This is a genomic window from Synechococcus sp. RS9909, from assembly GCF_014279595.1.
GTDB lineage: Bacteria > Cyanobacteriota > Cyanobacteriia > PCC-6307 > Cyanobiaceae > Synechococcus_C.
This window is the reverse complement of sequence record NZ_CP047943.1, coordinates 1,285,150-1,307,259: the sequence shown is the minus strand read 5'-3', so window position 1 is coordinate 1,307,259 and position 22,110 is coordinate 1,285,150. Positions and strand designations below refer to the sequence as shown.

The following is a 22,110-nucleotide window of genomic DNA, read 5'->3' as shown; positions in this document are numbered from 1 at the left end:
CGGTGCTCTGAAGCCGGGGCTTCTCAGCTGGTTGGCAGCTCCACCACCGCATCGGCGATGGCCCGGTAGGGATCGGGATCGCAACTCATCACAATCACCTGCAACCCCCGATCCGCCGCTTGCCGGAGCATGGTGAGCACCGCCTGCAGACGCTGCGGATCGCTGTTGCTGAAGGCGTCATCGAAGAGCACGGGCAGACATCCGTCGTGGCCCACACGCAACACATCGGCGATCGCCAGGCGCAGGGCCGCGTTGAGTTGCTCGCGCAGGCCACCACTGAGAGCCGCAAACGGCAACAACAGCCCATCCCGTTCCAGCCCCAGGTCGCCAAGGCCATCTTTGGCGGAGTACCCCAGAGCGGTGCGTGCCCCGTCAGGGCCGAAGAGGGGGGCGAGAACGCGATCCATGCTGCGGCGCAGCGGCACCGTGTAGCGGCTGGAGAGATCGCTGCGCGCCCGTTGGAATTCGTGCAGTAACAGCTGTTGCGCCTCTACCACCAACCGCTCACTGCGCTCCCGCGCCTCCGCCTGCTCCAGGCGGGCGGCAGCCTCCTCCTCCGCCGCGTAGGGGTCGGCATCACTCAGCGCCAGGCAGCGTTCCTGCAATCCGCCCCGCTCAGCACTGAGCTGTTGCAGGCTGCGTGCCAGACGCTGCTCCTCCGCCTCCAGGCGCTGCAGCTCAGCTTCGGCCTCGCGCACCGCTTCAACCCCTCCCGCCTCGGCTGGGAGGTCCTGGGCGCTGCGGCGCAGGGCGTCCTCCTCGCGCCGCAGCGCCTCGAGGGCGGCATCCAGCTGGGCCAGATCACCGCACTCCTCCACCAGGGTCTGCCGTTGCTTCAGGCCTGAGGCCTGCTCCGTCAGCAGCCGTTCCCGTTGCAGCTGATGGCTCTGCAAGTCCTTTGCGGTCTGGGCCAGGCGCGCCTCCGCGGGGTCCCGTTGGCCCTGCAGGCGCTTCCAGCTCTCCTGAACCGTTCGATAGCTGATCCGGCACTGCTCCAGAGCCCGATGCAGAGCGTCGGGTTGCTGCGCGAGCTGCTCCAGCTGGTCATCCAATACAGGTTGGCCACTGGAAACAGCCGTCTCCTCCTCCTGGAGTGCCGCCAGCCGCTGGCGCAGGGTCTGCAGCTCCGTCTCGAGATCCTCCGCTGGCGCAACCTGCTGCCACTGCCCCTCAAGCAGCCGCTGCTCGGCATCGAGACGCAAGCGCTGCTGCCACTGGGCTTCGGCCTCCTCAACACTGGCGAAGTCATGGCGCTGAAGCATCTGCTCCAGCTGCTGTCGCCGTTGCTGGCATTCCCGTTCGAGTGCCTCCAGGTCCGCCCCTCCCCCGGGCGTCAGCTCCAGCTCCACTCCTTCGCCAACGGTCAGGCCGAAGGGTTGGCTGAGCAGGCGTTCCTCCCCCACCTGAAGCGCTGCGCCACCCAGCGCCACGGGCGAGGAAGCCCGCAGCAGACGCACCCGGGTGGCCATCGCTTCGCGCCGGATCCTGAGGGCCTCCAGGGCCTGACGCTGCTCCTGCAATGCCTCATGCTCTGCGGCACTGAGGGAGCGACAACGCCTCAGCTTCTCCTGCAGCTGCTGGCGTTGACGCTGCAACGCCTGAACTGTCGTCCGACGGATCTCCAGCTCTCGGCAGCGCTGCTCGAGGCCAGCACGTTCCTCCAGGCGTCGCAGCGTCTGGCCGCGTTGCTCGAGAGCCTGGCGTTGTTGCTCCAGCGCCTGCAGGTCCGTGCGTTGCTGCCGGCAGGTCTGGACCGCCTGGTCGTTCTCCTGCTGCAAGCGTTCCAGCGCCAGGTCCAGCTGGACCTGACGCTCCGCCTGGCTGCGCGCCTCCGTCTCCAGGCGCTGCAGACTGCCGCGCTGGCGTTCCAACGGCTCACGCCGCAGCCGCAACGGTTCGAGGCTCTGCAGCAGGCTGATGCGTTGCTTCTGGCTGCGGATGCGGCCCTGCAGCGCGGGCAGCTGCTGACGTTCGATCGTGTCGATCTGCTGCACCAGCTGATCGAGCGCTTCCCCGCTCTGCTCGAACCGCTCGCGGGTCTCGATCGCCGTCTCCAGGCCCTCTCGAGCCGCTGCGCTGGTCTGTTGGCATTGCCAGAGCACGCTGTTGGTGCGCACACCACGGCTGGTGAACGCCGCCTGCACCAGGCTTTCGAGCTGGTCGTTGACGCGTTGATCCAGGGGCGATTGCAACGCCCCCTCCGCCTTCGCCTCCAGCGCCTCAATCAGGGCCGCCAGGGCGTAATGCTCCGCGCCCTGGGCCAACAGATCGCGCCCGGCTTCACCCTGCATCACCCAGAGATGGGCCCAGCGGCCTGGCAGTTGGCGGTTGACCTGGCGACTGCCCAGACTTTCCGGAACACTGAGAAGTTGGGCGAGGCGATCTTCCGCCTCGCCCCCCTGAAGCACGTCCTGCCCTGCTGTTCGCAGGGATGCGGTGCCACTGGCGCCACTGAAGCGCTTCTGGAGCGTCCAGGCCCGGTTTGCCGCCTCAAAGCCGATCTCCACCTGGGGATGGCCGGGGTGTTGCTGCGAGCGCAGGGCCTGGATCGGCGCCCCGGTGGCATTGGCACGCAGGAACAGGGCGCGATGCATCGCCTCCACCAGGGTGCTCTTGCCGCTCTCATTGGCACCGGCAACCAGGGTCACGCCAGGGGCAAACACCAGCTCCAGCTGGCGATGGCGCCGCACACTCTCAAGCCGGCAGTGGGTCAGGCGCATGGCGTCTCCTGGGCGTTGCGCTCCAGGTCCGTGAGCCGATGCAATTCACAGAGGGCGGTCTCCAGACGCTCCACCTCGCCTGGCTCGCCAGCGGCCTTGAGGCCCTGGCAGAGCTGCTCGGCCACGGCCCGGATCAGGGGGCCCTCAGGGCAGTCCCGCAGGGCCAGGAGCTCATCCGCCTCAGGGCGGCGATGGCAATGACCGCGCAGACGCAGATGCAGCAACGCCTGGCGCAGCTCCTCCAGACGCTCACCGAGCCGCTGATGCTCCGCAAGACCGAGCTGCCCTTCGAGCTCGAGCCGGAGCAGGTCTCGCCCGACCCGGCGACCGATGCGGTGCTCCAGCCATTGATCCAACCGGTGCAGATCGGCGGCGGAACGCAGGCTGATCCGTTCGTTGTGCCAGCGCAGCGATGCCGTGGGCAGGGGGGTCACGGCCGGCCTGGTGCCCCGCGCCAGCTCCACCAGAAGCACCTGACCGCGCTGATCCTCCGGTGTGCGGGGAAAGCGGTCCGGCTCCGGTGTGCCGCTGTACCAACAGCGATCGCTCACCGCATGCAGGGCATGCCAATCGCCCAGGGCGATGTAATCGATCTCCGCCGGGGGCAGACGCTCCAGACAGAGCCTGTTGCTATCGCTGCGGCGCCCGGCAGTGGCGGCGTTGAGGTCCGCATCGCTGGCGCCGAACCCCTGCACAGAACCATGGGCCAACACCACACGACAGCGATCGGCAGGCAGCTGACTCCAGTCGAACGACTCCAGCCAGGCGGTGGGGCTGTCGCTTTCGTGCTGACGCAGCAGAGGGCAGGGCAACACCACCAGATCGCCGATCTCCACAGGACGCCGTTCCAGGAGCAGGTGCAGATCCGGGCAGCGCCGGGTCATCTCCCGTTGCACGTCGTTGCGCCGCCACAGCCCCCCGGCGCCACCGTGATCGTGATTGCCAGGGATCACCAGCACCGGACAGGGGATGGCAGCGATCGCCTCCAGCACCTCCAACACCGTGGCGGTGGGCACCGCAGCGGAATCAAACAAATCTCCGGCCACAAGCAGCGCCTCCGGCCTGTGCTCCTGAGCCAGGGCGCTGAGGCGCTCGATCATGGCGATGCGCACCTGCTGCAGCCGGCTGCGTTTGGCGGTGTCCTCCACCCAGCGGAACGGCTTGCCGATCTGCCAGTCGGCCGTATGCAACAGACGGGGCAAGGGCAATGACGGCCTGGGTCAGCCCCATGCTGCCTGAGGTTCCGCACACTCGGGCCTGGCGGCGGCTGGGAAGCACGTCATTCTCCCCTTTAGACGCATGCGATCAGCCATGGCGGATGGGGCCACCCTGTCTATACGCTCCCTCCAGCTGGTGGCCGGCCGCTTCCATGCGCCCGAGCGGATCGCCGGAATCCGCGCCCTCGGCACGGGCAACGTCAACGACACCTACCTGGTGCAGCTGCGCGGCGAGGGGGAACCGGACGCCTTCGTGATGCAACGGCTGAACACCACCGTGTTCCAGCGTCCCGATCTGGTGATGGGCAACCTGCTCACCCTGGGCCGTCATGTCGACCATCGCCTCGCCAACGCACCGGCGGAGCTGGCCGGGCGTCGCTGGGAGGTGCCCCGGGTGCTCAGCGCGCGCGCCGACGGGGAGCACTGGGTGGAGCATGAAGGGCAGTTCTGGCGATCGATCAGCTACATCGGCGCCGCCACCACCAGCGATGTGATCCGCGATGAAGCCCATGCCCGTGAAATCGGCTATGGCCTGGGCATGTTTCACCACCTGGTGAGTGACCTGCCGATCGCCGATCTGGCGGACACACTGGAGGGATTTCACATCACCCCGGCCTATCTGGCCCGTTTCGATCAGGTGCGGCAGGCCTGTCAACAGGGATCCACGGATGCGGCCCTGAGCCTGGCCCTCGACCATGTGGAACGCCGCCGCCATGCGGTGGATGTGCTCGAGGCGGCCTGTGCCCGTGGCGAACTGCAGCGCCGACCGATCCACGGTGATCCGAAGATCAACAACGTGATGCTCGATGAGCGCACCGGCCAGGCCGTGGGCCTGATCGACCTCGACACGGTCAAGCCCGGGCTGGTGCATTACGACATCGGCGACTGTCTGCGCTCCTGCTGCAACCCAGCCGGAGAGGAATGCCGTGAGTGGAGCACGGTGCACTTTGATCTCGACCTCTGCCGCTCCATCCTTAAGGGCTATCTGGGCGTGGGACGTTCGTTTCTGAGCACAGCCGATCGCCACTATCTGCCCGACTGCATCCGCCTGCTGCCCTTTGAACTGGGCCTGCGCTTCCTCACCGATCACCTGGAGGGAGATCGCTACTTCCGCACCGAGCGTCCGGGCCACAACCTGGATCGGGCCCTGGTGCAATTCGCCCTCACCGACTCGATCGAGCGTCAGTGGGATGGCATTGAAGCCCTGGTCCGCGACGTGCTGTCGCAGCAGCCGGCCTGAGATGGCACGTCACGCGGTGATGGTGCGCCAGCTCTGCGTCCTGCAGCCATTTGCGCCGCACATCAGCCCGCCTCTGCTGTTGCGGGTGGAAGCCGTCTGGCAGGCCTCCGGTGCGATGGCCTTCAGCTTCGGTCTACGGCCCGGGCCGGGTTGGGAGTCCCTGGAGGGCCTGCGTTGCCCCAGCCGCACCGGCCCCCCGCAACGCCGGGATGGCCTCTGGGACCACACCTGCTTTGAGGCCTTCCTCGGCTGGCCTGAGTCGCCGCGCTACTGGGAGCTCAACGCCGCTGCCAACGGCGACTGGAACCTCTACGCCTTCAGCACCTATCGCAGCCCTCCGGAGCTGGTGGATCTGCCCCAGCCACCCCGGATTCAGCTGCGACGTCAGGCCAGGGATCTGCGCTGCGACATCCAGCTCGATCTGCCCCCGTGCTGGCCCGAGGCGATGCAACCGGAGATCGGCCTTGCGATGGTGGTGGAAGAGCAAGAGGGTCGCCTCTCCTACTGGGCCCTCTCCCACCCCGGCGACCAGCCTGATTTTCACGATCGGCGCGCCTTCCTGCCCACCTGATCTGCACCAATTGTTGATGGCTCGATCGATGCGCTGGCTTCTGCCCCTGATCGCTGCCGCCCTGGTGCCGGCGGTGATCGCCAGCCAGCCCCGACCCCAACCCCAGAGCGACGCTCCCCAGGTCGACGAACCGACCGCGAGACGACGCAGCAAGGGTCCGGCGTTACCCACCGATCCAACCCTGCCCCGTACCGCCACAGGGCGTCACTACCCGCTGGTTCCGGAGGACGCCATGGCCCTGGCGACTCTGCTTGCGGCACTGGAGTCCTCGATCCGCGATCCGCAGTTGCCTGGCAGCGCCCTGCCCCCACTGGCGCATCAGCAGCAGGTGATCTATCGGGTGCTGTCCAAACAGCCGGAGCGGGCTGCCGCCGTGCGCAACGCCTTGCCAGAGCGTTGGCACTGGGTGTTCGATCAGCACATTGCCGCACGCCGCCAATTCCTGGCCATGCATCGCGGGCCGGCCAGCAACCGCCTGCCCGCCTGGCGAATCCGCCCACCCGCACCGGCTGACCAATTGCTCAAGGCCTACCGCAGCGCCGCCGCCAAGACCGGTATCGACTGGGAGGTGTTGGCGGCTGTGAACCTGGTGGAAACCGGCATGGGCCGCATCGATGGGGTGTCAGTGGCCAATGCCCAGGGCCCGATGCAGTTTCTGCCCAGCACCTGGGCGGAGCCAGGCATCGGCCAGGGAGGCGACATCCGCAATCCCTGGGATGCGATCCATGCCGCTGCCCGCTATCTGGTGCGGCGGGGTGGGCTGAAGGACATCCGCCGCGGGCTCTGGGGTTACAACAACAGCGACCATTACGGCGACGCCGTCCTCCGCTACGCCGCCCTGCTCAAGGACAACCCGGCGGCCTATCGCGGGCTTTATCACTGGGAAATTCATTTCGCTTCAGCGACGGGGGATCTCTGGCTGCCGGTGGGTTACGCCCAGACCGAGCCGATCGGAGTTGGCGCCTATCTTCAGCAGCAACCCGCCAGCAGTCCACCGGCGTCGTGAACGGGTGGGCCTGAGGCCACCGCCTACGCTGCCATCGATTGAAACCGATCCTGCGCGTGGCCAAGGAACTGACCCATCGGGGCGATGAGCTGAAAGCGTTGGGCTGGTCCGAGGAGGATGTGGCCCGCTATGCCGAGCTGTGGGAATACCGCCAGCGCTGGGGAGCGATGAATCTGGAGCGGGAGGACCGCCTGTTTCTGCGCAAGGCGGAAGCGGCCCTCCCCGTGATCCTCAGCGGCAAGGCCGCCGTGCGCAAAGGCCTGCGCGACAAGTCGTACTACCGCTGGCTTCAGTTTCACCTCGACGTGATGACCAGCGCGGAGGCGGGATTTGGACTGCCGGAGGGGGCCCGGGGCGCCTGGGCGATCCTGCTGGAGGAGGAGCTGCGCCTGCTCAACTATTACCAGCCTGTGCTCGGCCTGCCCGACACGCTCAAGGCCAAGGGCTTTGACCCGGTGCGTGACGAACTGGCGGGGGTGGCGACCACGCTGGCCGCCTCCCAGGGAGAACTGCGTCAGCTCGATCTGAGCACACCACTGCAGGAGCTCAAGGCGAAAGACAACAACCGCTGGCGGCCCCTTCGGGATCAGGCCGGTCCTCAGGCCTATCCGGTGCTGCACGCTGAGGCGGTGGATGGCTTCCGGCAGCAGGTGCGCAGCCGCTTCGTCCCCCTGGTACGCGAGACCCTGCCCTCCCTCGCCGAAAGTGACAAGCCCGAGCCCCCCGCCGACTGGAGTCCGGGGGGTGGGGCCGCCAGCTAGAACAGATGACCCAGACCTGGCACGCCTTGGCATCCCAACGTTTCGAGACCCTCCAGCTCCACGCCGGCCAGGTCCCGGATCCGGTGACCAACTCCCGGGCGGTGCCGATCTACCAGACCAGCTCCTACGTCTTCAATGACGCCGAGCACGGCGCCAACCTCTTCGGGCTGAAGGAGTTCGGCAACATCTACACCCGTCTGATGAACCCGACGACGGATGTGTTCGAAAAGCGGGTGGCGGCCCTGGAAGGGGGTGTGGCCGCCCTGGCGACGGCATCGGGCCAGTCGGCGCAGTTTCTGGCGATCACCAACTGCATGCAGGCGGGCGACAACCTCGTGTCGACCTCCTTCCTCTATGGCGGCACCTACAACCAGTTCAAGGTGCAGTTTCCCCGCCTGGGAATCCAGGTGAAGTTCGCCGAAGGCGATGACGTGGACAGCTTCGCGACCCAGATCGATGCCAACACCAAGGCGATCTATGTGGAAGCGATGGGCAATCCCCGCTTCAACATTCCCGATTTCGCCGGCCTCTCCGCCCTTGCCAAGGAGCGGGGCATTCCGCTGATTGTCGACAACACCCTGGGTGCTTGCGGTGCCCTGCTCCGGCCGATCGAGCATGGGGCCGATGTGGTGGTGGAGAGCGCCACCAAATGGATCGGAGGCCACGGCACCAGCCTGGGTGGTGTGATCGTTGATGCGGGCACGTTCGACTGGGGCAATGGCCGCTTCCCCCTGATGAGTGAACCCAGCGCCGCTTATCACGGCCTGGTGCACTGGCAGGCCTTCGGCTTCGGCAGCGACATCTGCAAGATGCTCGGTGTGCCCGATGACCGCAACATCGCCTTCGCTCTGCGGGCCCGTCTGGAGGGATTGCGGGATTGGGGGCCGGCGGTGAGCCCGTTCAACAGCTTCCTGCTGCTGCAGGGCCTGGAGACCCTGAGTCTGCGGGTGGAGCGCCATGCTGAGAATGCGATGGCCCTCGCCAGCTGGCTGCAGGAGCACCCGAAGGTGGCGTCCGTCAGCTACCCCGGTCTCCCCGGGGATCCTTACCACACCCGCGCCAAGCACTACCTGACCGGTCGCGGCATGGGCTGCATGCTGATGTTCGCCCTCAAAGGCGGTTTCGATGATGCGGTGCAGTTCATCAATGGCCTGAAACTGGCCAGTCATCTGGCCAATGTGGGCGATGCCAAGACCCTGGTGATCCACCCGGCCTCCACCACCCACCAGCAGCTTTCGGAAGCGGAGCAGGCTTCCGCCGGTGTGACGCCCACCATGGTGCGGGTCTCGGTGGGTCTGGAGCACATCGACGACATCAAGGCCGATTTCGATCAGGCCCTGGCCCTCCTTCCCTGATCTGCGACCTCACAATCGGACGCCATGGCTCTGATTCTGCCGCGTAATTATCACAAGATCGCCTCGGTTGAACGCAACGGCATTTCCTGGATTGAACCGGCCCTGGCGGAACGTCAGGACATCCGACCGCTGCGCATCGGCATCCTCAACATCATGCCGTTGGGGAAGCAATATGAGTTCAATCTGCTCCATCCACTCGGGCTGTCGCCCTTGCAGATCGAGCCGATCTGGATTCGCCTGCAGAGTCACAGCTACAAAACCTGGGATCACGATCATCTCGACCAGCTGTATGTGAGCTGGGACGAAGCGACGGCTCAGGCTCCCCTGGATGGCTTGATCATCACCGGCGCCCCGGTTGAACATCTGCCCTATGAGCAGGTGAACTACTGGCCTGAACTGGTGGAGTTGATCGAGGAGGCGCGGCGGGTGTGTGCCAGCACCCTGGGCCTCTGCTGGGCCGGTTTCGCGCTGGCCTATCTGGCCGGAGTCGACAAGGTGCCGTTCGAGCGCAAACTCTTTGGGGTGTATCCGCTGCGCAGTCTGGTGCCGGGTCACGCCCTGATGGGCACCCAGGACGACCGCTTTGTCTGTCCCCAGAGTCGCCATGCCGGTCTGCGCGATGCGGCGATGGAAGCAGCCCAGCGCCAGGGTCGCTTGCGCCTGCTCGCCCATGGCGAGGAGGTGGGTTACACGATCTTTGAAACCACCGATCAGCGCCAACTGATGCATCTGGGTCACCCGGAATACAACACCTCCCGCATCCTTGGGGAAATGGAGCGGGATCGCGCCCGCGGCGATGTGCCCCCTCCTGAAAATTTCGATGCCGATCAACCCCGCACCCTGTGGCGATCCCACCGCAATCTGCTGTTTCAGCAGTGGGTCTGGTTCTGCTATCAACGCGTCAGTCTGACGGAATAATGCGGTTTACGGCTTAAAAAACACTGTGCAGCGATAACGGTCGCTGTTTCTCACCTGGATGGTCTCGCATTGGCTGTCGGTGACGGTGCTGTTTTTGGGCACCTGCACCTCGGCGCGCTGCGTCGCATCGTCTTCACTCCACACCGATTCGGCGGTGATGCTGCCGGCCTGAACCGGAAGGGACGCAGCGAGAAGCAGGGCCAGCAGGGCCAGACGCTGCACCTGGCTGATCGGCGTCTCCGGCTGGCGCTCCGGCGACGGGCGATTCGGCGACTGGCGATTCAACTCCCGCTCCAGCGACTCGACGCGCTTCTCCCGCAGGCAATGACGACAACCGCCGGTGGTTTGCAGATGCTTTTCCGGTGTGATTGAAATCGGCTGCACGGGATGTTTGCGGCAGATGATCTTGATCGGGCTCTTGTAGCTGCGATAGTGAATGCCGGAATAATCAAAGCGATCACCGAAGCGCTGCTGCGCCCGGGCCAAAAACTCGTCTTTGGTGATGCGCGCTGCCATAGCGGAAATCTATGGGGGTGGACCGATCAGGCCCGGGGCGATGTCATCCCTTGTTACGCAGCGTCGTTACGCAGCTTCAGCAGTCAAGCGTTGCCGCAGCTGTACCGCCAGGGCCACCGGATCATCTCCTTCATCGAACGGCAGGCAGCGGCTCCGTTCGCTGTCCACCAGGGGCTCCAGCCATCGCTGCTGCCGCTGACGAATCGCCAGGTCGGCTTCGGAAGGATCCCTTCCCTGCTGCTGCCGGCGGATCAGCCGCTGGGCGGCGGTGGCGTCGCTGCAGTGGCAGGCCACGATGCAGGCGGGTCGCTGCAAGCGCGAGGCCAGGCGCAACATCTGCTGCCGTTCCCGCTGACGCAGGAACGTGGCATCCACGATCACATGGAAGCCGCTGCTCAGCAGTCGCTGCGTCAGAGCGGGCAGATGCTGACCGAACAGCCAGGCATTCACTTCCGGGCTGTAGGGATCGGCATCGTGGCGCCAACCCTCCTGCCCCGGCAGACGACCGAAGGCACGAGCCCGCTCCAGATCCGAGCGCAGACGCAGGGCCGGCAGGGAGGCCACGAGCTGCTCACTGCAAAAGGACTTGCCGCTGCCACTGAGCCCATGCATCAACACCAGCCCACCCCCAGGCGCTGACTCCATGGCGGCGGCGCGGGCGAGGTAGCGCTCCAGTTCCTCCTGGTTGGCCGGATTCGGGGCCTGGCGCTGCCGCAACGCTGTCACCTTGGCGCGCACCATCGCCCGATAGGCCGAATACCAACGCCACAGGTCCATCCCGGCGTAGTCGCCGCTGCACTCCAACCAGCGATTGAGCAGACACGCCGCCGCCGCTGGCTCACCGAGCACCTGCAGATCCATGGCCAGAAAGGCCATCTCACTGATCGGATCAATCCAACGCAGGCCCGGGTTGAAATCGATGGCATCGAACACCTCCAGGCTGCCGTCGTCGCGGCGATGCACATTGCCGCAGTGCAGATCGCCGTGGCATTCCCGGATGGCACCGTCGCGGAGCCGTTCCCGGAACCGGGGCCCGAGGCGGCTGGCCTCGGAGGCCACCCAGGCGCGATGGCGGGCGAGGAGATGGCGGCTGGTGGCTGGGCTCACCTCCTCCTCCAGCACCCGCAGGTTGGTCTCAACCGGTTCGACCACCGCCTCGACGTTGCCGAAGCGGCCACCGACCGGCGCCGCCTCGGCCCGGTGATGGAAGCGGGCCAGATCCTCGGCCAGCTGCTCAAAGCTGCTGCGCGGCACCCCATCGGCCAGGCAGCGACTGAGCAGGGATCGGGCCGGAAACTGACGCATCCGCACCGCCGGTTCGATCAATCCCTCCGCCCCCTCGACCAGGGCGATCCGAGCCCGCTCCGCAGGGCCGAGCACAGACACCACGGCGCAGTAGAGATCGGGGGCGAGGCGGCGATTCAAACGCAGCTCCTCGCGGCAGAAATGCTGCCGCTGGCTGAGGCAGCTGGCCTGCACAAAGCCAAGATCGATCGGTTTTTTGATCTTGTAGGCCCAGCGACCGGTGAGCAGAACCCAGGAGATGTGGGTTTCCACCAGCTGCACCGCCTCCACCGGATGGGGGTAGGCCTCAGGCCGGAGCAGGGCCGCAATCAGGGGCGGCTGCCCATCGGAGGAGTCAGCCACCATGGGCAAGGTCCGCTGGATCCATTGCCGCATGATGACGCGTCCCTGGCACTGGTATGGGGGCTGGTTACCGGAACCCGACTGTCGGCACTGGCAGGCCCTTCTCTCGGAGCGGTTGCTGTGGCAGCAACCGGTGGTGCGGGTCTACGGGCGGGAGCATCCGGTGCCCCGTCTCACCCTCTTTCTGGCCGATCCGGGGCTCGCCTACCGCTACAGCGGCGTGGTCCATCGCGGCGAGGGTTGGCCCGACTGGTTCCGGCCCCTGCTCGAGCGGGTCCGGACGGCAGCAAAGACGCCGTTCAACGGCTGTCTGCTCAATCTTTATCGGCATGGAAACGACCGCATGGGGTGGCATGCCGACGACGAGCCGGAGATCGTCGCCGATCAGGCGATTGCGTCCCTCTCGCTCGGTGCCAGCCGCACCTTTCAGTTCCGTCACCGGCAGACCCGGGAACGGCACGACCTTGAGCTTGGCGATGGTGATCTGCTCGTGATGGCAGCGGGCTGTCAACAGGCCTGGCTGCACGCCGTGCCCGTGCGCAAAAAGGTGAGCACGGCGCGCATCAATCTCACCTTCCGCGTCTTCCGCCCGCCAGCAGGCCTCACCCCTCTCATGGCAGCCCGTTCTGCAGGATCCACCACCAGAGCGGCACGGTGACCAGGGCCAGCGCCAGGAGCAAATCAAAACCAAAGCTGTGCCAGAATGGCAACTGTCTACAGATTGTCTCCATGGTTGCCGCCGGACCGACCTGCTCCCTCTCCAGGCACTGGCTCTCTCTGGTGGAGAGCCTGCGGGGGCGCCGAGACCAGTTGCTGCTTCGCCTGGCCGACCAGGTGGACCGGCTGCCCCAGGGCAATGAGAGCTGGCTGCACACCGAACGGGAGCTGATGGCGGCGGAGCGGGCCCTGCAACGGCTCCAGGCAGTTTGAGTCAGTGCTGCATCTGGTTGAGGAAACGGCGGCTGCGTTCCTCTTCGGCGTGGCGGAAGAAGCTGCGGGCGTCATTGAGCTCCACCACCCGGCCGGCATCCATGAACAACACCCGGTCGGCCACCTCCCGGGCGAAACCCAGTTCATGGGTCACCACCACCATGGTCATGCCCTGGGACGCCAGCACACGCATCGCATCGAGCACCTCCTTCACCCGTTCCGGATCCAGGGCGCTGGTGGGTTCATCAAACAGCATCACCTCGGGCTTCAGGGCGAGGGCCCGGGCAATCGCCACCCGCTGCTGCTGACCACCGCTGAGCTGTCCCGGTCGCTTGTGGATGTGTTCTGCGATGCCCATCTGCTCGAGCAACTGCCGTGCCTGGCTCTCGGCCTCCTGGCGGGAGCACTTCTGCACCCGGATCGGCGCCAGGGTGATGTTGTCGAGGATCGAGAGATGGGGAAACAGATTGAACTGTTGAAACACCATCCCCACCCGCCGGCGGATGCGGCGGATCTGGCGCTCGTCATGGTCGGCATCGAGGTGGATCCCGAGCACATTCAGCGCACCGGCATCGATCGCCTCCAACCCATTGAAGGTGCGGATCAGGGTGCTCTTCCCCGATCCCGACGGCCCCATCACCACCAGCACCTCACCCAGTCGCACCTCCAGCGACACCTGATCAAGGGCGGCAGGCCCCTGGTCGTAGCGCTTGCAGATCGCGCTGGCCTGGATCGCCGGCTGGATCGGGCTGGAAGCGGCAGTGGTCATCGGCCTGGGGCGCGGGGGATCGGCTGGACGGAACGCTCAAGGCGACGGGCCAACAGGGCCATCGCCGTGCAGAGCAGCCAGTAGAGCGACGCCAGCCACACATACACCTCCAGGTGCCGACCGATGAAGGCGGGGTTGGCGAGCAGGCTGCGGCTGATGCCCAGCAATTCCACCAGGCCGAGCAGGGCCATCAGGCTGGTGTTCTGCAGCAAGCCGATCGCCTGATTGGTGAGGGCGGGAATCGCGATCTGGAGCGCCTGGGGCAACACCACCAGCTGCAGGCTCTGCCAGGCACTGAGGCCGAGGGCCGCTGCCGCCTCCTTTTGCGTGGAGGGAATCGACTGCAGCCCGCCGCGCACATCTTCGGCCACGTAGGCCGATGCGAACAGGGCAAAGGCCAGCACAGCGCGCAACACCCGATTCAGTTCGAGCTGCACGGGCAGAAACAGGGGGATCAGCAGCTGACCGAAGAACAACACGGCGATCAGCGGCACGGCCCGCATCAGATCGACATACAGACGACTGCCATGACGGAGCACCGGCAGGTCGCTGCTGCGGCCGAGAGCGAGCATCACGCCCAGGGGCAGGGCGAGCAGTCCACTGGCGCCCGTGAGCAACAGGGTGAGCACCAGCCCTCCCCAGGTCCGGGACGAAACAGCACTGAGCCCGGTGCCCGCACCACCGGCGAGCACAGGCAGCCCCAGGGGGAGCATCAGCAGCCACAACCAGGGCAGGGCCAACCGGAAGGGTCCGGGACGTTGCCCTGGCGCGGGCCGGGGCGCCAGCAGGGTGACCAGGGTGAGCACCAGGATCAGGGCCAGCCAGAGCAGGGGGCGCCAGCGTTGCTCAGCGGGATAACTGCCACTGGCGTAGAGCGGCAGGTTGGCGCTCACCAGCCGCCAATCGGCCACCTGCACCACCCACTGGCCGGTGGCCCAGAGGGCCCAGGCGATCAGGAGCAGGATCGCCAGGGACAGGACCGAATCCAGGGGGTGGCGGCGCAGATGGCGCCGGAGATGGCGCCAACGCCCCATCAGCTGGCGCCGCCGCTGGGGGTGGGGGACTGGAACAGGTTGAGGGCGGAGAGAAACAGACCCACACCGAAGAGGGTGCCCAGGGCCCAGAGGCTGTCGCTGGGCCACTCGAGCACCAGCAACAGACCGAGAATCGCGGTAACGACACCATCGAGCACCGCCAGGCCAGCGGCGGGAACCGCTGCGGTGGCACCGACCGCCAGTTCCATCACCCCTTCCACCAGCAGCAACACACCCACAAACAGGGTGAGGCTGATTTCACTGTCGATCGGATCGATCAACACCCAGATGGCGGCGCCGCAGTAGAGCAGGCCGGTGAGCACACGGAAGAGGCGGGCCTGCAGGCCGGTTTCTCCGCCGAGACGCAGGAACTGACCGATACCGGCCGCGAAGGCGATGCCGCCCAGGCCGATGGTGAGCAGCGTTCCGGACGCGAAGGGGAGCAGGATGGCGGCGATCGCGGCAACGATCAGCAGCACGGCAGCGATCCGACGGGATCCCATGACCTTTCTGGAAAGAACGGCCGCAGCTTAGGGGCGGTGCCGTCCGCTCACGACCACACGATTGAGCAGTTGCATGCCGCCATTGATCAGCAGGTTGAGCAGAAGAAAACTGAGCAACAGCAGCAGGAATCCCTCGATCGCCCGGCCGGTCTGGGTGATGGTGGTGTCGCTGACGGCGTAGAGATCGGCGTAACCGACTGCAATCGCCAGGGTGCTGTTCTTGGCGAGATTGAGATATTGGCTGCTCAGTCCGGGCAGGATCGCCGGCAGGGCCTGGGGCAGGATCACGCGTCGCAGGCCCAACCCTTCCGGCAACCCGAGGCTGCGGAAGGCCTCCCACTGCCCCCTGGGCACCGCATCGAGGCCGCCCCGCACCAACTCGGCGATCGCCGCACCGCTGAACACCGATAAGCCCACCAACACCGCACTGAACTCCACACTCAAGGGCACGCCGAGCAGCTCGATGCCCTGGTTGGAGAGACGAAGCAGCGCCGGCAGCGGGCTGAGGGGTTCCGAGGCGGGGGGCAGCCCGAGAAAGGCGACGAAATACCAGAACAACAACTGCAGCAGCAGGGGGATCTGGCGGATCAGGCCCACATAGAGCGCCGCCAACCAACGCAGCAGGGCATTGGCGCTGCGGCGGGCAGCCCCGGCGCTCACTCCGAGCAGGGTGGCCAGGATCAGGCCCGCCACGATCACCTTGAGGCTGTTGAGCCACCCCATCAGCAGTGCCCAGGCGTAGCTGTCGGATGGGGCGTAGGGCAGCGGATGCTCGGCCAGCGCAAAACCCGCCGGCCGCGACAACCAACGAAAACTGAGGCCAAGGCCGGTGCGGATCAGATTCACCGTGAGGTTGTTCACCAGCAGCCCCAGCAGGGTGAGGGCCGCCAGAACGACCAGGGCCTGAAGCCACCAGCGACGACGCCCAGACATGGGAGCGCTCATTGGAAGGGAGGGGCGACCATCACACCGCCATCGCGCCCGAGACGATTGAGGCCACGGGGGATCGGCACCTGGCTGTCAGGCCCGAGGTTGCGGGCATAGATCTCGCCGTAGTTGCCAGTGGCCTGGATCACCTGCACCACAAAGTCATCGCGCAGGCCGAGCGTCTCGCCCAGGCCGGCATTGAGCCCGAAGAACCGCCGCAGCCGGGTCAGTTCCGGGCGCCGCTGTGCTTCGGCGTAGCGCTCCTGCACATTGGCCTGGGTGATGCCCAGTTCCTCGGCGGTGATCAAGGCGTACACCACCCAGCGCATCGCATCGGCCAGGCGCTGGTCGCCGCCCACCGAGGCGGGCGCCAGGGGCTCCTTGCTCAGGACCTCCTCGAGGATCCGGTGGTTGCGCTGATCGGCGAATCCGGACCGGGCCGCTGCGAGCTGGGAGCGATCGGAGGTCATCGCCTGACAACGGCCCTGCAGATAGCCGGCCACCACCTGGTTCAGGTCTTGGTATTTGATCGGGGTGTAGGCGATGCCCCGGGCCTCAAAGGCATCGTTGAGATTCTGCTCGGTGGTGGTGCCGGAGCCCACGCAGATGCTTTTCCCCTGAAGATCCTCCAGCCGCTTGATGCCGCTGCCTGATGACACCATCAAGCCCTGGCCGTCGTGAAACACCACCGGGGCAAAACTGAGGCCATTGCCACCCGCCGCATCCCGGCTGAGGTTCATGGTGGTGTTGCGCGAGAGCAGATCGATCTCTCCGGTGCGCAGGGCCGTAAACCGTTCCGGTGCCGTCAGCGGCCGATAGTCGACAGCGCCGGTTTCGGGCACAAAGGCTGCCGCAAACGCTTTGCAGAGATCCACATCAAGACCGAAATAGCGGCCGTCGGTCTGCAGGTAGCTGAAGCCAGGAATCTTGCCGCTGACGCCACAGCGCAGGCTGCCGCGCTGTCGGATCAGATCGAGCCGTGAGGCGCCGCCCTCACCGAGGGTGGCGCAGCCCGCGAGCAGGGCCAGACCCAGCAGCAGGGCCATGGGGCGATGCTTGACCATGGCTTCCAACCTCCTCGCTGAGGAGAGGATGGCAGAACGACGCCAGGGTCCCTAAGTTCCGCGCAAACGTGTCGGGGCGGATCGTGACGCTGAGCTGGCCCTGGACCGCAGGACTGGTGGGGATGGCCCTCAGCCTTGGCACACCGATCGAGGTGCGCGCCTGGGACGCCAACGATCGCCAGCTTTACAACAACAAGATGGCGCTGTTGCAGGTGATTCGTGATGGCGCCGGGCAGCGGGCTGCCCAGAGCGGCGATGTGGAAACCCTTTGCCTTGTGCTCGGCATCGGCGTGGATGTGACCGAGCGGTACGTGCAGGCCAAACCGAAGGATGAACAGATCCGCAAGCGGCTCAAGGGCATGCGCAAAGACCTGCTCAGCTGCCTGGCGCTGATGCAGCAGACCCGCTGAACCGAATCGGGCGTCAGCATGGGGTTTGTTGCCGCACCGCCATGGATGCCGATCTCACCCTTCCCCTTCTGGGCGGTGGCCTGCTGATTCTGGTGATCGTGGCGGGCACGGTGGCCGTTCTCCTCAAGCCCTCCGACACCCCGGAGCCGCCGCAGAAGCGCTGAAGCGGGGGGCGCGGATTATGACAACCCCGGCAGGAGTCGGTGACGATCGTGATGCGCTTTGAGGCGTCGCAAACCGGGAAGCCAATCGCCGAAGGCGGCCTCCAGCTCCCAGCCATGCCAGGGCAGATGGTCATGCAGCTGGGCGAGGTGAACCCCGGGGCAGTGGGGCCGAAGCTGATCCCGCAGCTGCAGCAGCCAGGTCAGGCTGCGCTGCCGCGCCGCTGGATCGTCGGCGGGCCAGGCGGCGGTGATCCAGGGTTTCCAGATCGCCTGGCGATGCACAAACGAGGTCGCGGTTGCAGACACCCGGGCGGTCGCCCCCCCCAGCTGCTGACTCGCCAGGGCACAGCCGGGATCGGGCCGTTGCGCCAACGCCTGGCACGCCATCTGGATCAGGGCCGGGGTCGCCGCCCCCCAGGCGGGCGCCAGCAGGCCGAGCACCTCCTGAGCGCCAGGCGGTCCCTGGTGGGGGGTGCGCGCCAACGATCCGAACGGCGGCAAGGCCTCCAGCCCATCAATTCGCTCCACCATGGCGCCGGGGAGGCGGGCGAGCTGCGGTTGACACGCGGCCCAGGCCTGAACCGACGGGGCATCCACCTCGATCGCCACCAGCAGGATTTCGATCCGTTCCGCCCAGAACCACTGCAGGCTGAGGCCATCCGGCCAGGTCTCCGCCCGCTGAATCCACTCAGCCAGCTGCTCGGGCGACACCAGGGCACGGGCGATCTGCAGGGGCTGGCGTGGGGTGGTGCACAGCTCGATCGCGCTCACCACCGCCAGAAACGGCGCCGCCCCGAGCAGACCCCGCCAAGCCTCAGAGCCATGGCCATCGGCCTCCAGGCTTTGCTCTGCCGTGAGCGCCAACGGCTCCCCATCGCCCCACACCCCCTCCAGAGCAAGGATCCGATCGATGGCCAGACCCTGACTGCGGCTGAGCGGACTGATCCCTCCGGTGAGCAGATAGCCGGCTCCCGGCAGGCCGGAAAGGCCGGTGGGAATGCTGCGCCCTGCTCGAGCCAGAGCCCGTTGCAACTCCGCCATCGTCACGCCGGCGCCGACGCGCACCCTGTGGCCGTTGTCGCTGAGCTGCAGCTCACGGCAATGGGTGCGAAGATCGAGGCTCCACAGGGCTGGATCACGGGACCGGCTCGAGGTACCGCCGCTGCGCACGAGCACGGGAGTCGGCCCGCTCCAGTCGCGCATGCAGCGGGAGAGATCACCGGGACGGGGCTCAAGTTCTGGCAATGGCGTTATGGCGATAGGGAGAACGAATCAGAGCGTTAGTCGCTGCGGTATAGAACAGGTTGATCAAGCTGCTGCTCTTCGTTTCATTCAAAGTGCCACAAAGTCTGTCGTTGATTCCCAACCGTCAAGCGATACCCAAGGAATGCCTCGCTGGCCTTGTGGTGGCCCTCGGCATCATTCCCGAGGCGATCGCGTTCTCAATTGTGGCCGGCGTGGATCCTCAGGTTGGCTTGTTCGGCTCGATCTGCATTCTTATCGTTGTGGCCCTGCTTGGCGGCAGACCGGCCATGGTGTCAGCCTGCACCGCCGGTGTGGCTCTGTTGATGGGCGGCCTGATGCAGTCCCATGGGCTGCCTTATCTGCTGGCCGCCACGATCCTGGCCGGTGTGTTTCAGATTCTCTGGGGTTACCTGCGGCTAGCGCAACAAATGCGTTTCGTGCCTCGGGCCGTGACCGTGGGCTTTGTGAACGCCATCGGCGTGCTGATTTTTTTAGCCCAGTTGCCACAACTGGGCATCGGCCGCGACGGCGGTGAAACCATTCCCAGCCTTGCAGCCACTGGAGAGAGCATCAGTTGGCCGTGGGTCTGGGGATTGGTGGCTCTGGGCTTGCTGATCATCTATGGGCTGCCCCGGCTCACCAAGCTGGTGCCTTCGACCCTGGTGGCGATCCTGTTGATCAGCGGCCTGGCGGAATGGCTGCAATTACCCATTCCCCGCGTGGGTGACCTGGGCCAGCTCCCGAACAGCCTGCCTGTCTTTCAGATCCCGGCGGTCTTCGGCTCCTGGGACAGCTGGGGGATCATTTTGCCCACCGCCCTGGCTATTTCATTCGTGGGCCTGCTGCAATCGTTCCTCACCGCCAATGTCGTGGAGGACATGCTGGATCAGCAAGCCGATTATGAGGCAGAGGCAAGGGCCCAGGGATTCGCGAATATCACCGCCGGACTGTTTGGAGGCATGGCCGGCGCCGGCATGATCGGCCAGTCGGTCATCAACCTGAACTCTGGTGGTCGCCACCGCCTGTCGACCCTCACGGCTGGCGTGGGGCTCTTGATCCTGGTGATCTCACTGAGCAGCTGGTTGGCCCGCATCCCGATGGCGGCGCTGGTGAGCGTGATGATCATGGTGTCGATCAGCACGGTGAGTTGGGATTCGTTTCTCAAGGTCAAAGTCGTGCCCAAGAGCGACACCTCTGTGATGCTGCTCACCCTGGTGTTGGCATTGATGACCCGCAATCTGGCTATCGCGGTGGTGGTCGGGGTTGCACTGGCTGGCATTCTCTTCAGCCGCAAAGTGGCCAAAGTGATCTCCGTTACCACCACTGAGCTCACCAACGATCATCTCTACGTCACGGTGCAGGGACAGCTCTTCTTCGTGAGCACGGTGTATTTCCTGGCAGGCTTCAAGAAGCACGTCCATCCAGCCCGTGTTACGATTGACATGGCCCAGGCTCATGTCTGGGATCAAACTGGCATGCGAGCTCTCGACCAGGTTATTCGTAAGCTTCAGCAAGGCGGCTCCAAAGTCGAGTTGATCAATCTCAATCAAGAGAGTCTGGATCTATTTGATCGCATCAGCGAAACGCCTGCTTTTGTCATCGGCGCTCGATGCGACCTGCCGGAATCTGTCAACACGACAGGCTCCTAGTTCGCCACGCCAGGCCGGTGTGACAGCAATGCCTTGGCCAGGACTGAAATTGGAGCGATGACCTGATGGCGATAGGGTCAGAACAGGAACTTTCCCGTTGTGATCCCATCGTTATCGGAACTGAAGGCCAAGGGCTATGGGGTCTTGATCTGCGGCCACGGCAGCCGCAACAAACTGGCTGTTGAGGAATTCGCCCAGCTGGCCGAAGGCTTGCGCCCGAAGCTGTCGGGGATTCCGGTGGAACACGGCTACCTCGAATTCGCCAGACCGATCCTGCGCGATGCCCTCGATCGGTTGCGGGAGCAGGGCGTGCAGCGGGTGCTCGCCGTGCCGGCGATGCTGTTTGCTGCGGGCCACGCCAAAAACGACATCCCCTCGGTGTTGAACACCTACAGCGCCGAGTGGAACCTGCCGATCGACTACGGGCGTGAGCTGGGGGTGGACCGGCTGATGATCGCCGCCGCTGGCGCCCGGATCCGGGAGACCCTGGAGGCGGAGCCCGCGCTGCCCTTGGCCGAAACGCTGCTGGTGGTGGTGGGGCGCGGCTCCTCCGACCCCGATGCCAACTCGAATGTGGCCAAGGTGACGCGGATGCTGGTGGAGGGGTTCGGCTTCGGTTGGGGTGAAACTGTGTATTCCGGTGTCACCTTCCCCTTGGTGGAACCCGGCCTGCGCCATGTGGTGCGTCTGGGCTTCCGCCGCATTGTGGTGTTCCCCTACTTCCTCTTCTCCGGCGTGTTGGTGAGCCGGATCCGGATGCACACCGACAAGGTGGCCGCCGACCATCCCGAGATCGACTTCCTCTCGGCGCCCTATCTCGGCGATCACCCCCTGGTGCTCGACACCTTTCTGGAGCGGCTGGAGGAGGTGCTGGGCGGCGAGGCGGTGATGAACTGTTCCTTGTGCAAATACCGGGCCCAGGTGCTGGGCTTCGAGGCGGAGGTGGGCCTGGCGCAGGCCAGCCATCACCATCACGTGGAGGGCCTCACCGAGGGCTGCGATCTGTGCGAGCGCGAATGCACCGGCGCCTGCCAGCCCGATGGCATCCCGATTCCCCTGGGTGGCCACAGCCATGACCACGGGCACGACCACAGCCATGACCATGAGCACAGCCATGACCATGAGAACAGCCATGGCCACCACCCCTACCCCCACGCGACCCATCCCCTCGGGCCGAGCACCCTGGGGCCCGCCAAGGCTTCCGGTAACGGGAACGCGACAGAAACCTGAAGGAAACCGGTGATTCCCGCCCCCTCATCCTTCTCATTCCCGGCCTGGTCTCGCGAGACTCACTCGCATTAGCAAGGCTTATCAGCTTGCGACCCCATCGGTTTTGCGCCGCGTTTCCACAACCTGTGCAGCGTTTTCCCCAGGCCAGGGGTTGAGATCGCTTCACCGGTGCAGCGGCTGTGAAATGCAGGATCGGGAACCAGGTCGGCTTGACATGGCGACAAGCCGAGCTAG

The 22,110-nt window shown here is 65.8% G+C and carries 21 protein-coding genes and 1 pseudogene; 12 read left to right on the top strand and 10 right to left on the bottom strand.

Translation table 11 applies throughout. From position 1 onward, the window contains the following. Positions 1-23: 23 nt before the first annotated feature. Entirely contained in the window at positions 24-2,720 is a 2,697-nt protein-coding gene (locus SynRS9909_RS06585) for an AAA family ATPase (RefSeq protein WP_007102567.1), read from the bottom strand. After that, positions 2,711-3,922, bottom strand: a complete 1,212-nt coding sequence (locus tag SynRS9909_RS06580) for a DNA repair exonuclease (RefSeq protein WP_007102568.1) — start codon at positions 3,920-3,922, stop codon at positions 2,711-2,713. Before SynRS9909_RS06580 ends, SynRS9909_RS06585 begins: the two co-directional genes overlap by 10 nt. Before the next feature lie 109 nt (positions 3,923-4,031). On the opposite strand from SynRS9909_RS06580, the gene SynRS9909_RS06575 reads away from it, so the two are divergent. The 6 genes from SynRS9909_RS06575 to SynRS9909_RS06550 are packed head-to-tail and all read left to right on the top strand — an operon-like array spanning position 4,032 to position 9,788. Then, complete coding sequence (locus tag SynRS9909_RS06575) at positions 4,032-5,177, top strand: phosphotransferase enzyme family protein (protein ID WP_007102569.1); 1,146 nt, start codon at positions 4,032-4,034, stop codon at positions 5,175-5,177. Position 5,178: 1 nt separating this feature from the next. Further along, complete coding sequence (locus SynRS9909_RS06570) at positions 5,179-5,748, top strand: DOMON-like domain-containing protein (RefSeq protein WP_038001381.1); 570 nt, start codon at positions 5,179-5,181, stop codon at positions 5,746-5,748. Positions 5,749-5,764: 16 nt separating this feature from the next. Further along, positions 5,765-6,754, top strand: a complete 990-nt coding sequence (locus SynRS9909_RS06565) for a lytic transglycosylase domain-containing protein (RefSeq protein ID WP_007102571.1) — start codon at positions 5,765-5,767, stop codon at positions 6,752-6,754. 56 nt (positions 6,755-6,810) lie between these two features. Continuing rightward, entirely contained in the window at positions 6,811-7,515 is a 705-nt protein-coding gene (locus SynRS9909_RS06560) for a hypothetical protein (protein ID WP_038002025.1), read from the top strand. Positions 7,516-7,520: 5 nt separating this feature from the next. Continuing rightward, on the top strand, positions 7,521-8,870 hold the full coding sequence (locus SynRS9909_RS06555) for an O-acetylhomoserine aminocarboxypropyltransferase/cysteine synthase family protein (RefSeq protein ID WP_007102573.1): 1,350 nt from the start codon (positions 7,521-7,523) through the stop codon (positions 8,868-8,870). Positions 8,871-8,894: 24 nt separating this feature from the next. Beyond that, positions 8,895-9,788 carry a homoserine O-succinyltransferase gene (locus tag SynRS9909_RS06550; protein ID WP_007102574.1) on the top strand — a complete coding sequence of 298 codons (894 nt, stop codon included), beginning with the start codon at positions 8,895-8,897 and terminating at the stop codon, positions 9,786-9,788. A 234-nt stretch (positions 9,789-10,022) separates the two neighbouring features. Here the strand turns inward: SynRS9909_RS06550 and SynRS9909_RS06545 are convergent. Then, positions 10,023-10,304: pseudogene (locus tag SynRS9909_RS06545) on the bottom strand (hypothetical protein); the annotation flags it as partial. 66 nt (positions 10,305-10,370) lie between these two features. Then, entirely contained in the window at positions 10,371-11,954 is a 1,584-nt protein-coding gene (locus tag SynRS9909_RS06540) for a bifunctional aminoglycoside phosphotransferase/ATP-binding protein (RefSeq protein ID WP_007102576.1), read from the bottom strand. Between SynRS9909_RS06540 and SynRS9909_RS06535 the strand changes: the two genes are divergently transcribed. Next, a complete protein-coding gene (locus tag SynRS9909_RS06535) occupies positions 11,953-12,609 on the top strand; it encodes an alpha-ketoglutarate-dependent dioxygenase AlkB (RefSeq protein WP_007102577.1) in 657 nt (218 codons plus the stop codon). The genes SynRS9909_RS06540 and SynRS9909_RS06535 overlap by 2 nt on opposite strands. 71 nt (positions 12,610-12,680) lie before the next feature. Further along, positions 12,681-12,881, top strand: a complete 201-nt coding sequence (locus SynRS9909_RS06530; protein ID WP_007102578.1) for a hypothetical protein — start codon at positions 12,681-12,683, stop codon at positions 12,879-12,881. A 1-nt stretch (position 12,882) separates the two neighbouring features. On the opposite strand, the gene SynRS9909_RS06525 is transcribed toward SynRS9909_RS06530, so the two are convergent. Genes SynRS9909_RS06525 through SynRS9909_RS06505 form a run of 5 tightly spaced genes read right to left on the bottom strand, consistent with a single transcriptional unit; the run spans position 12,883 to position 17,160 of the window. Beyond that, on the bottom strand, positions 12,883-13,626 hold the full coding sequence (locus tag SynRS9909_RS06525) for an amino acid ABC transporter ATP-binding protein (RefSeq protein ID WP_116431430.1): 744 nt from the start codon (positions 13,624-13,626) through the stop codon (positions 12,883-12,885). Positions 13,627-13,646: 20 nt separating this feature from the next. Next, positions 13,647-14,684, bottom strand: coding sequence for an amino acid ABC transporter permease (locus SynRS9909_RS06520; RefSeq protein WP_007102580.1), 1,038 nt, complete (start codon positions 14,682-14,684; stop codon positions 13,647-13,649). Then, positions 14,684-15,187 (bottom strand): HdeD family acid-resistance protein, encoded by a 504-nt coding sequence (locus tag SynRS9909_RS06515; RefSeq protein WP_007102581.1) that lies wholly within the window; start codon positions 15,185-15,187, stop codon positions 14,684-14,686. The genes SynRS9909_RS06520 and SynRS9909_RS06515 overlap by 1 nt, the downstream gene beginning before the upstream one ends. 27 nt (positions 15,188-15,214) lie before the next feature. Further along, on the bottom strand, positions 15,215-16,120 hold the full coding sequence (locus SynRS9909_RS06510) for an ABC transporter permease subunit (protein ID WP_007102582.1): 906 nt from the start codon (positions 16,118-16,120) through the stop codon (positions 15,215-15,217). Positions 16,121-16,128: 8 nt separating this feature from the next. Beyond that, the gene (locus SynRS9909_RS06505; RefSeq protein ID WP_007102583.1) at positions 16,129-17,160 is read right to left on the bottom strand and encodes an amino acid ABC transporter substrate-binding protein; all 1,032 of its coding nucleotides are present in this window, start codon (positions 17,158-17,160) and stop codon (positions 16,129-16,131) included. A 101-nt stretch (positions 17,161-17,261) separates the two neighbouring features. Between SynRS9909_RS06505 and SynRS9909_RS06500 the strand changes: the two genes are divergently transcribed. After that, positions 17,262-17,588 (top strand): hypothetical protein, encoded by a 327-nt coding sequence (locus tag SynRS9909_RS06500; protein ID WP_038001384.1) that lies wholly within the window; start codon positions 17,262-17,264, stop codon positions 17,586-17,588. Positions 17,589-17,629: 41 nt separating this feature from the next. Beyond that, entirely contained in the window at positions 17,630-17,752 is a 123-nt protein-coding gene (locus tag SynRS9909_RS13995; protein ID WP_007102585.1) for a hypothetical protein, read from the top strand. Positions 17,753-17,767: 15 nt separating this feature from the next. Here the strand turns inward: SynRS9909_RS13995 and SynRS9909_RS06495 are convergent, their stop codons facing one another. Beyond that, entirely contained in the window at positions 17,768-18,955 is a 1,188-nt protein-coding gene (locus tag SynRS9909_RS06495) for an FAD-binding oxidoreductase (RefSeq protein WP_038001388.1), read from the bottom strand. 134 nt (positions 18,956-19,089) lie between these two features. Between SynRS9909_RS06495 and SynRS9909_RS06490 the strand changes: the two genes are divergently transcribed. Continuing rightward, the gene (locus tag SynRS9909_RS06490) at positions 19,090-20,646 is read left to right on the top strand and encodes a SulP family inorganic anion transporter (RefSeq protein WP_050752645.1); all 1,557 of its coding nucleotides are present in this window, start codon (positions 19,090-19,092) and stop codon (positions 20,644-20,646) included. A gap of 99 nt (positions 20,647-20,745) precedes the next feature. Beyond that, the gene (locus tag SynRS9909_RS06485) at positions 20,746-21,876 is read left to right on the top strand and encodes a sirohydrochlorin chelatase (RefSeq protein ID WP_007102588.1); all 1,131 of its coding nucleotides are present in this window, start codon (positions 20,746-20,748) and stop codon (positions 21,874-21,876) included. Positions 21,877-22,110 lie beyond the last annotated feature (234 nt).

Coding starts and splice junctions, on each gene's coding strand:
- SynRS9909_RS06585 (WP_007102567.1), bottom strand. CDS start 2,720: ATGCGCCTGACCCACTGCCGGCTTGAGAGTGTGCGGCGCCATCGCCAG.
- SynRS9909_RS06575 (WP_007102569.1), top strand. CDS start 4,032: ATGGCGGATGGGGCCACCCTGTCTATACGCTCCCTCCAGCTGGTGGCC.
- SynRS9909_RS06570 (WP_038001381.1), top strand. CDS start 5,179: ATGGCACGTCACGCGGTGATGGTGCGCCAGCTCTGCGTCCTGCAGCCA.
- SynRS9909_RS06565 (WP_007102571.1), top strand. CDS start 5,765: ATGGCTCGATCGATGCGCTGGCTTCTGCCCCTGATCGCTGCCGCCCTG.
- SynRS9909_RS06555 (WP_007102573.1), top strand. CDS start 7,521: ATGACCCAGACCTGGCACGCCTTGGCATCCCAACGTTTCGAGACCCTC.
- SynRS9909_RS06550 (WP_007102574.1), top strand. CDS start 8,895: ATGGCTCTGATTCTGCCGCGTAATTATCACAAGATCGCCTCGGTTGAA.
- SynRS9909_RS06535 (WP_007102577.1), top strand. CDS start 11,953: ATGGGCAAGGTCCGCTGGATCCATTGCCGCATGATGACGCGTCCCTGG.
- SynRS9909_RS06540 (WP_007102576.1), bottom strand. CDS start 11,954: ATGGTGGCTGACTCCTCCGATGGGCAGCCGCCCCTGATTGCGGCCCTG.
- SynRS9909_RS06530 (WP_007102578.1), top strand. CDS start 12,681: ATGGTTGCCGCCGGACCGACCTGCTCCCTCTCCAGGCACTGGCTCTCT.
- SynRS9909_RS06520 (WP_007102580.1), bottom strand. CDS start 14,684: ATGGGGCGTTGGCGCCATCTCCGGCGCCATCTGCGCCGCCACCCCCTG.
- SynRS9909_RS06515 (WP_007102581.1), bottom strand. CDS start 15,187: ATGGGATCCCGTCGGATCGCTGCCGTGCTGCTGATCGTTGCCGCGATC.
- SynRS9909_RS06510 (WP_007102582.1), bottom strand. CDS start 16,120: ATGTCTGGGCGTCGTCGCTGGTGGCTTCAGGCCCTGGTCGTTCTGGCG.
- SynRS9909_RS06505 (WP_007102583.1), bottom strand. CDS start 17,160: ATGGCCCTGCTGCTGGGTCTGGCCCTGCTCGCGGGCTGCGCCACCCTC.
- SynRS9909_RS13995 (WP_007102585.1), top strand. CDS start 17,630: ATGGATGCCGATCTCACCCTTCCCCTTCTGGGCGGTGGCCTGCTGATT.
- SynRS9909_RS06495 (WP_038001388.1), bottom strand. CDS start 18,955: ATGCGCGACTGGAGCGGGCCGACTCCCGTGCTCGTGCGCAGCGGCGGT.